This is a genomic window from Sphingomonas sp. Leaf10, from assembly GCF_001421245.1.
Taxonomy (GTDB): domain Bacteria; phylum Pseudomonadota; class Alphaproteobacteria; order Sphingomonadales; family Sphingomonadaceae; genus Sphingomonas.
Genome location: NZ_LMKE01000001.1, coordinates 228,836 through 236,546, shown reverse-complemented (window position 1 = coordinate 236,546; position 7,711 = coordinate 228,836). Strand labels below are relative to the sequence as shown.

The window sequence follows — 7,711 nt, the reverse complement described above, 5'->3', positions numbered from 1 at the left end:
GGCGGGCGCCCTGTGCCGCGAGCGCCTTGGCGATGGCAGAACCGATCCCGCCGCTGGCGCCGGTTACGAGGGCGGTCATTCCCGATAGGTCGAACATATGAATCAGCTTTCCATAAAGAAAAATTAGGGGTTCGCGCAGAGGCGCGGAGGCGCAGAGGGGATGTAGTCGTTGACCAGCCGGCGCAGCCCTTCCTTAAGCGTTTCCCCGCCGAAGTTAATGACCAGCCCTACGGGCTGTTTTGTTAGACGCAAATAGGTCAGCAGCTGCTTGGCGTGGACTGGTGCCAGCTTCTCGATCGATTTGATTTCAATCAACAGCCGATTTCCGACCAGCAAGTCGATCCTGAAAGCAGCATCGAAGCGAAAATCTTCGACATGATTGATACTGGCTGCTGACGCGCGACATGGTAGCCCATCGCTTCCAGCTTCGCGGCCAACACCGTCTCATAGACGCTTTCGAGCAGACCGGGGCCGAGCGCACGATGAATACGGATCGCCAAATCGACGACGTCGCCACTAATCGTATCGATATCCTGCACCGAACCCTCTCTGCGCCCCCGCGCCTCTGCGCGAACCAACTCTTTCTTACAACCGCCCGACCAGCGCCTCGATATCCGCCATCGCCACCACGCTGGTCGCGGTCGCGTCCGGGGCGATGCGCTTCACCATCGCACCGAGCACCTTGCCGCCCAGTTCGACGAAGTCGCTGACGCCCGCATCCTGCATCGCCAGCACCGATTCCCGCCAGCGGACCATGCCGGTCACCTGTTCGACCAGCAGGCGACGGATGGCTTCCGGGTCGGCGACCGGTGCGGCGGTCACGTTGGCATAGACCGGCACCACCGGCGCCGACATCGCGACGTCGGCCAGCGCCGCCGCCATCGCATCGGCTGCGGGCTGCATCATCGGGCAGTGGAACGGGGCCGACACCGGCAGCACCACCGCGCGCTTGATGCCCATTTCCTTGGCCAGCGGCACCGCGCGCTCGATCGCGGCCTTCGCGCCCGAAATCACGACCTGCGACGGATCATTGTCGTTGGCGACGGTGCAGACGTCGCCCTCGGCCGCCGCCTCGGCCAGCGCCTGCGCCTTGGTCAGGTCGGCACCGAGCAGCGCCGCCATCGCCCCCTCGCCCACCGGCACCGCCGCCTGCATCGCCTGCCCGCGCAGCTTCAGCAGCCGTGCGGTGGTCGACAGGTCGAGCGCGCCCGCCGCACACAGCGCGGTATATTCGCCCAGCGAATGGCCCGCGACGAAATCCGCCTTGTCGGCCAGCCGTACCCCGCCCTCGCGCTCCAGCACGCGCAGCGTCGCGATGGCGTTGGCCATGATCGCCGGCTGCGCATTCTCGGTCAGCAGCAATTCGGCATCGGGACCATCCGCCATCAGACGAAACAGATGCTGGCCGAGCGCCTCGTCGACTTCCTGAAACACTTCGCGCGCATGCGGGCTGGCGGCGGCGAGCGCCGCGCCCATGCCGACCGACTGGCTGCCCTGCCCTGGAAAGATGAATGCGCGCATCGATAGCTCCTGACGAAATCTTTGGCGCGGGCCTAGTCGTTCCGGGCGACCGGGCGCAAGACTGCTTGCGTTTCATGGGCGATCGGCTATGGGGTCCGGCTTCGGGGTGACGGGCGACCGCCGCCCCGAACATGCATTTGAAGACGACAGCCGGAGGGGCGTTCGCGATTGGCGCGGCGTCAGCGATCGGCCAACAGACGAGAAAGAACTATGGCTCTCTACGAGCACGTGTTCCTTGCGCGCCAGGATCTGGCACAGGCGCAGGTGGACGCGCTGGCGGAAACCGCCACCAAGATCGTGCAGGACATGAACGGCAAGGTCGTCAAGACCGAGACTTGGGGCCTGCGCAGCCTCGCCTATCGCATCGCGAAGAACCGCAAGGCGCATTACGTCATGCTCGAGATCGACGCGCCGGGCGACGTCGTGGCCGAGCTGGAGCGCCAGACGCAGATCAACGAAGACGTGATCCGCTTCATGACCGTCAAGGTCGACGCCCATGAAGAAGGTCCGACCGTGATGATGCGCAAGAGCGAGCGTTCGGAGCGTGGCGACCGTCGTGGCGGTCGTGACCGTGACGATCGTGGCGACCGTGGTCCGCGCCGTGAGCGCGAGCCGTCGGCCGAAGTCGAAGCGTAAGGAGCAGCACCCATGGCACGTCCGTTTTTCCGCCGCCGCAAGAGCTGCCCCTTCTCCGCAAAGGACGCTCCCCGGATCGACTACAAGGATGTTCGTCTGCTGCAGGGCTTCGTGTCCGAACGCGGCAAGATCGTCCCGTCGCGCATCACGTCGGTGAGCGCCAAGAAGCAGCGCGAACTGGCCCAGGCCATCAAGCGCGCCCGCCATCTGGGCCTGCTGCCCTACATCGTTAAGTAAGGAGCGCCCGACATGGACGTCATTCTGCTGGAACGCGTCGAGAAGCTCGGCGCCATCGGCGACGTGGTGAAGGTAAAGGACGGGTTCGCCCGTAACTTCCTGCTGCCGCGCAAGAAGGCGCTGCGCGCCAACGAAGCCAACAAGAAGGTGTTCGAGGCGAACCGCGAGCGGATCGTCGCCGACAACGCCGCCCGTCGCACCGACGCCGAAGCCGAAGCCAAGACGCTGGAAGGCGTTTCGGTCACGCTGATCCGTCAGTCGTCGAACACCGGCCAGCTCTATGGTTCGGTCGCGGTTCGCGATCTGGTCGAGGCGCTCGTCGCCGACGGCCACAAGGTCGACAAGTCGCAGATCGTGCTCGACCGTCCGATCAAGGCGATCGGCCTGTACGACGTGAAGGTTGCGCTGCATCCGGAAGTCACGACCGTCGTCAAGGTGAACGTCGCCCGTTCGCCGGAAGAAGCCGAGATGCAGGCGCAGGGCGTCGACGTCATGGCTTCGATGTTCGAGCGTGACGATGCCGGCTTCACCGAAGACTATGATCCCAATGCCGAACCGGGCGAAATCGCCCGTGACGACGCATCGGAAGAAGCGCAGGGCTGATCCCCACGCCTCGACGAACAGTGAAAGGCCGTTGGAGCGATCCGGCGGCCTTTTGTTTTGCGCGGAATACGGGTCGGACGGTTACGGACAGGCGACGCACGTCCCGATCACCGCGGCCAGGGGAATGAGCGAGAGGATAAGCGGAACAGCCTTGGCCATGACAACTGCCTTTGTTCAAAGGATTTGCTGGTCCAATTCCGCAAACGGCAAAAGGTTTCGCGTTGCTGAACGGCGCGCATACCGCAAACGGCGCCAACCATGCTTGACGCGCCTGTAGCGACGGCGTAGGAGCGCCCCTCCCCGCAGCGGCCCCTTCGTCTAGCGGTTAGGACGTCGCCCTCTCACGGCGAAAACACGAGTTCGATTCTCGTAGGGGTCACCAGCGATTATGGGCATCTCGACGCGCCCCGCTTCCCGGTGGACCAGACTTCGGTAATTCGTCGGTTCTACCCCGCACTGGCTCGATGCGCCCGCTGCCGGATCAACGCGCGCTGCGCCACGGGTCGCTGACTGTGCGCCGAAGCTCGTATCCGACCACAGGTGACATTCGACCTGCCGATGGTGCAATGAGCGACTTGGTGCTGGTCTGTATCGCCATCATGCCCGGCCCGTTCGCCACCGTTCGGAAAGCCCTGTCCCAGATCCTGCTGATCACGCCCGAAGACCTGTTGAGCCAAGTCGAGACGGTAGCGTCGCAGGTCGTCGAGCAGCACGGCTTCCTGTCGCATCGAGCGTTCGTGGCCCGGGTCGGCCGGGGCACTCAGATCGAGCTCGCCTTCATCGTACCCGAGCACTGGCTGGCACGAAGGCTGGAAGAATGGGATATGCTGCGTGACCAGATCGGCGAGGCCCTCGGCAAAGACAGTGCCGATAGATGGCTGACGATCGTCTTCACCACCGATCCCGAATGGGCCAACTGATCGGAATGGGCTGAAGGGGAACTTTCTTTGGAAGCGGAACACCAACATCAGTGGAAATTCAACGCACGGCAGGCAGCGGACCGGTTATCGTCCGTGCTCCCGCTCCTTCAGCAACGCCTTCAACCCCGGCGGCGTCGAACCCTGTAACGACAGGTTGCGTAAGGGGTCGGATGCGTCGGCGCGCAACGCGACCAGCCGGATATCGGCGGCGACGGCGCTATGGAAAATGCAGCTGAGAAATACGCTGTCGGTCCACACCCCGTTCAACACGGTGGTCATGTCGCGCGACAGTTGCGCGACCAGATACTGGCAACCATCGGCGATGATGATGAGCCCGAGTCCCGGCCAGCGCGACGATACCAGTTCGGCCGCATCCTTGTTAAGCGGCATATCCGGGCCGGCGTCACCCGGACGGTAGGCGATGCCGGCGACGGTCACGCCGCGTGCACGCACCGCTTCGACCTCCTCGCGCAACAGGTCGTAGATTTCCGGAAAGAAATCGATCAGCACGATCTCCTTCGCCGATGCCAGCATGGCGCGCGCACGCTCGAAGATCTGCTGCACGCCGTGCACCGAATAGACGCGTTCGTCGCTTTGGGGTTCGTAGACCGACTCGAGCTTCGACAACGCGGCGGCATGGCGTTCCTCGAACGATTCCCGCAGCGTCTTCATCAGCTGCCGGGGCGCGATCGGACTGTAGGTCCGCTTGTCCTCTAGGTCGTCGCTGACGAAGACTGCCCCCTTCTGCGTCAGGCTGGCGAGCGATTGATAGACATTCGCCGCCGCCTTTCCGACGCGCTGGGCGAGCCGGTATCCCGACGCCGATCCCGTCCGCAGCAATTCGCAGTAAAGCCGGGATTCCAGCTCGGTGAAGCCGAAGGAGGTCAGCGCAAACTCGGCCGAACTTTCCTGATTCATCGTTTGAAGAATGCCCATCCGTTGTCGTTTCTCTGCCGACTATTTCGGGCGACGCATTGTGGGTCAAGCGTAACGGCGAGCCGACCGCTCGCAACGTCGTGTCGCCCAGTTTGGTACGAAACCCGACTAAAAAATACCGTATGAATGCTTGACACTATAATAGTAGCGGTCACTAATAGCGATCGTTAACCAAGAAGCACATCGGCGGGACGCTGTCTCAGCCGGCAATCCTGTGATTGCCGGGGCCTCCTCCCTTGTCTTCCCGCGCCGGTCGCGTGGCCGGGCTTTCGAACGACATGACGAACGGATGGGAGTGTAAAGAATGATGGAAACGAAACCCACCAGCGGCGCTGGTTCGACCAAGATCGCAACCTGGGATTTTGATTCCGTCAGCGATGGCGGCCAGTCGGGAAAACCTGGCTATACGACGATGGCGGTATCGTCCGCGACATCGGCGGCACCCGCCTTCGTCGCGCCCGGACTGACCGATCCGGAAGCCGCCGGCCAGTGGCATCTAAGCAAGCTCGGCAATATTGCCGCGATCTGGGAAGACTTTACCGGCAAGGGGGTGAAGGTCGGCGTCTATGACTCCGGCGTACAATATGACCATCCCGATCTCGCGCCGAACTATGATGCGAGCCTTGAAGTCGTCATCGACGGCAAACGGTATGACGGCGACTACGTACCGTTTTCGGGTCCGCATGGCACATCGGTCGCCGGGCTGATCGCCGCGGCCCGCAACGGGGTGGGAACGGTCGGCGTGGCCTATGATGCCGGCATTACCGGCGTGAACATCTTTGATCCCTATTCGGGCGGCAAGCTCGACCCGGGCATCTTCATCAACGCGACCGACCAGACCAAATTCCTCGAAGCGATGCGCCAGACCGCAAAGTTCGACGTCGTCAACCATAGCTGGGGCAGCACCGCCAGCCTGTACGGATCGCAATTCTCGCGCGGGGTCGAGGGGACCGATGCGGCGCGTCTGGTCGCGGCCATTACCTATGCCGCCGATACCGGTCGGGGCGGACTCGGCACGGTCCAACTCAATGCCGCCGGCAACAACTCGATCGACGGACAGGGCGACAGCAGCCACACCGATCGTCACTGGATCTCGGTCGGTGCCTACCGCGAAATCGACGGCCTCGCATCGAACTACAGCACGCGCGGCGCTTCGCTGCTGGTATCGGCACCGTCGAACGACCTTGCGCTGATCGGCGGCACCGGGATCGTCGCCACCGACCTCATGGGCCGCGAAGGCTATAACCTGGCCGGCGATCCGGGCGGCAAGATCGACCATACCGATCAATTCGGCGGCACGTCCGCCGCCTCGCCGATCGCTGCGGGGGTCGTCACGCTGATGCTGGACGCCAACGACGCGCTGGGCTGGCGCGACGTGTCGAACATCCTCGCCTATTCGGCCAAGCTGCCGGTCGCGTTCGACGACGCCACCCGCACGCTAGAATATACCGACGAACAGGGCACCGGTCAGGCGCGGATGAACGAAAGCAGTTTCGTCGTGACCGGTCCCGGCAACAACCAGTCGAACGGCGGCGGCCTCCATTACAGCACCGACTATGGCTATGGCGCGGTGGACGCCTATGCAGCGGTGCGCATGGCTGAAGTCTGGTCGCTGTTCGGGGCCGCAAAGACGTCGGCCAACGAAGTCCATTACGCATCGAAGGTGTTCGATGCCGACATTACCGCGGTTGGCGACGGCACGCTCGATTTCACTACCGCGTTCAACAAGTTTGCCGGGACGCCGCAGGCGTTCGAGTTCACGATCACCGACGCGGATATCGATCTCGAGCACGTCGATATGACGATCACGTACACCGCACTGGTCGACTTTTCGGACTTTGGCATACCCGGCCTGACCGAGAACGACTTCAGCGCGAACCGTATCAAGCTGACTGCTCCGGACGGCAGTTCGGCGTTCGTCGATACACTGCAGAGCACCGGCCCGCGCTCAGCGGATCAGCAAAGTTACACGTTCGGCTTCGCCAACTTCCGTGGTGCGGACGCGACCGGCACATGGAAGGTTGAACTGGAGGCGAACCTGAATGGTGTCGTGACCATCCATGACGTGAAGCTGGACCTGTATGGTTCGAAGCCGACGACGGACAATGTCTACAGCTACACCGACGAGTTCTTCACGATGGCGGCGGTCGCGGGTGAAAGCGGCCGTACGATGCTGATCGATCGCGACGGCGGCGTCGACTGGATCAACGCGGCGGCGGTATCGAACGACGTGGTGCTGAACCTGGCCGGCAATGGCGGCGGTGCCAGCTTCGGCGGGCAAAAGGCGTTCGCGATCGGTCGCGGCACGGTGATCGAAAACGCGGTGACCGGCGATGGTGACGACATGTTGACCGGCAACAGCATCGCCAACAAACTGGTTGGCATGCGCGGCGACGACAGGCTGTTCGGCCTGGGCGGCAACGACACGCTGGACGGCGGCGTCGGCAACGACTGGCTGGACGGCGGCAGGGGCAACGACCTGCTGACCGGGGGTGCCGGCAACGACGACTTCTTCTTCGATAACAAGGGGACGTCGGGGTTCGACCGGATCACCGATTTCGGGAAGGGCGACCGCCTGTTGGTCAACCGGGCGCTGCGCGACGGCAATGGCGACGGCATCATCACTTTCGGCGCCGACGGGGTGCTGAACCTCGACGGGTCGAACCGGGGCGACCGGGTGCAGCTCGATGGCGTCGATCCGGCAGCAGGGCTTAAGTTCGCCGGCATGGAGGACGGCTATTACGTCTATGTCGTCAACGACACCGTCGCCGCGCTGCACGGCTGATCGAACGGACCGCGCCGGGCATCCGGCGCGGTCGGGCAATGCCGGGGTTGGCCGATATGGAACGGGACGATGA

General features: G+C 63.4%; 7 protein-coding genes, 1 tRNA gene and 2 pseudogenes. 6 read left to right on the top strand and 4 right to left on the bottom strand.

Annotation, left to right across the window (positions count from 1 at the left end; all coding sequences use genetic code 11):
- The 3 genes and pseudogenes from ASE59_RS20515 to fabD all read right to left on the bottom strand — a co-directional run.
- A pseudogene (locus ASE59_RS20515) lies at nt 1–97 on the bottom strand (beta-ketoacyl-ACP reductase); the annotation flags it as partial.
- A 26-nt stretch (nt 98–123) separates the two neighbouring features.
- Nucleotides 124–539, bottom strand: a pseudogene (locus ASE59_RS01160) (GxxExxY protein).
- 46 nt (nt 540–585) lie between these two features.
- The gene (gene fabD, locus ASE59_RS01155; RefSeq protein ID WP_056451107.1) at nt 586–1,521 is read right to left on the bottom strand and encodes an ACP S-malonyltransferase; all 936 of its coding nucleotides are present in this window, start codon (nt 1,519–1,521) and stop codon (nt 586–588) included.
- Nucleotides 1,522–1,731: 210 nt separating this feature from the next.
- Here fabD and rpsF point away from each other — a divergent pair, with 210 nt between their 5' ends.
- The 5 genes from rpsF to ASE59_RS01130 all read left to right on the top strand — a co-directional run bounded on the left by rpsF (nt 1,732) and on the right by ASE59_RS01130 (nt 3,917).
- Nucleotides 1,732–2,157, top strand: a complete 426-nt coding sequence (gene rpsF, locus ASE59_RS01150) for a 30S ribosomal protein S6 (RefSeq protein WP_056451105.1) — start codon at nt 1,732–1,734, stop codon at nt 2,155–2,157.
- A 12-nt stretch (nt 2,158–2,169) separates the two neighbouring features.
- A complete protein-coding gene (rpsR, locus tag ASE59_RS01145) occupies nt 2,170–2,394 on the top strand; it encodes a 30S ribosomal protein S18 (RefSeq protein ID WP_010543816.1) in 225 nt (74 codons plus the stop codon).
- Nucleotides 2,395–2,406: 12 nt separating this feature from the next.
- A complete protein-coding gene (gene rplI / locus ASE59_RS01140; protein WP_056451102.1) occupies nt 2,407–2,997 on the top strand; it encodes a 50S ribosomal protein L9 in 591 nt (196 codons plus the stop codon).
- A 307-nt stretch (nt 2,998–3,304) separates the two neighbouring features.
- A tRNA-Glu gene (locus tag ASE59_RS01135) sits at nt 3,305–3,379 on the top strand.
- A 184-nt stretch (nt 3,380–3,563) separates the two neighbouring features.
- Nucleotides 3,564–3,917, top strand: a complete 354-nt coding sequence (locus ASE59_RS01130; protein ID WP_056451100.1) for a hypothetical protein — start codon at nt 3,564–3,566, stop codon at nt 3,915–3,917.
- Between the two features lie 84 nt (nt 3,918–4,001).
- Here ASE59_RS01130 and ASE59_RS01125 read toward each other — a convergent pair whose 3' ends face one another.
- Entirely contained in the window at nt 4,002–4,835 is an 834-nt protein-coding gene (locus tag ASE59_RS01125) for a TrmB family transcriptional regulator (RefSeq protein WP_235515596.1), read from the bottom strand.
- Between the two features lie 325 nt (nt 4,836–5,160).
- On the opposite strand from ASE59_RS01125, the gene ASE59_RS20860 reads away from it, so the two are divergent.
- Nucleotides 5,161–7,638: a S8 family serine peptidase gene (locus ASE59_RS20860; RefSeq protein WP_056451087.1), complete on the top strand. Its 2,478-nt coding sequence runs from the start codon at nt 5,161–5,163 to the stop codon at nt 7,636–7,638.
- Nucleotides 7,639–7,711: the final 73 nt, after the last annotated feature.

Excerpts from the sequence above, each read along its gene's own strand:
- fabD (WP_056451107.1), bottom strand. The coding sequence starts at position 1,521 with ATGCGCGCATTCATCTTTCCAGGGCAGGGCAGCCAGTCGGTCGGCATG.
- rpsF (WP_056451105.1), top strand. The coding sequence starts at position 1,732 with ATGGCTCTCTACGAGCACGTGTTCCTTGCGCGCCAGGATCTGGCACAG.
- rpsR (WP_010543816.1), top strand. The coding sequence starts at position 2,170 with ATGGCACGTCCGTTTTTCCGCCGCCGCAAGAGCTGCCCCTTCTCCGCA.
- rplI (WP_056451102.1), top strand. The coding sequence starts at position 2,407 with ATGGACGTCATTCTGCTGGAACGCGTCGAGAAGCTCGGCGCCATCGGC.
- ASE59_RS01130 (WP_056451100.1), top strand. The coding sequence starts at position 3,564 with ATGAGCGACTTGGTGCTGGTCTGTATCGCCATCATGCCCGGCCCGTTC.
- ASE59_RS01125 (WP_235515596.1), bottom strand. The coding sequence starts at position 4,835 with ATGAATCAGGAAAGTTCGGCCGAGTTTGCGCTGACCTCCTTCGGCTTC.
- ASE59_RS20860 (WP_056451087.1), top strand. The coding sequence starts at position 5,161 with ATGGAAACGAAACCCACCAGCGGCGCTGGTTCGACCAAGATCGCAACC.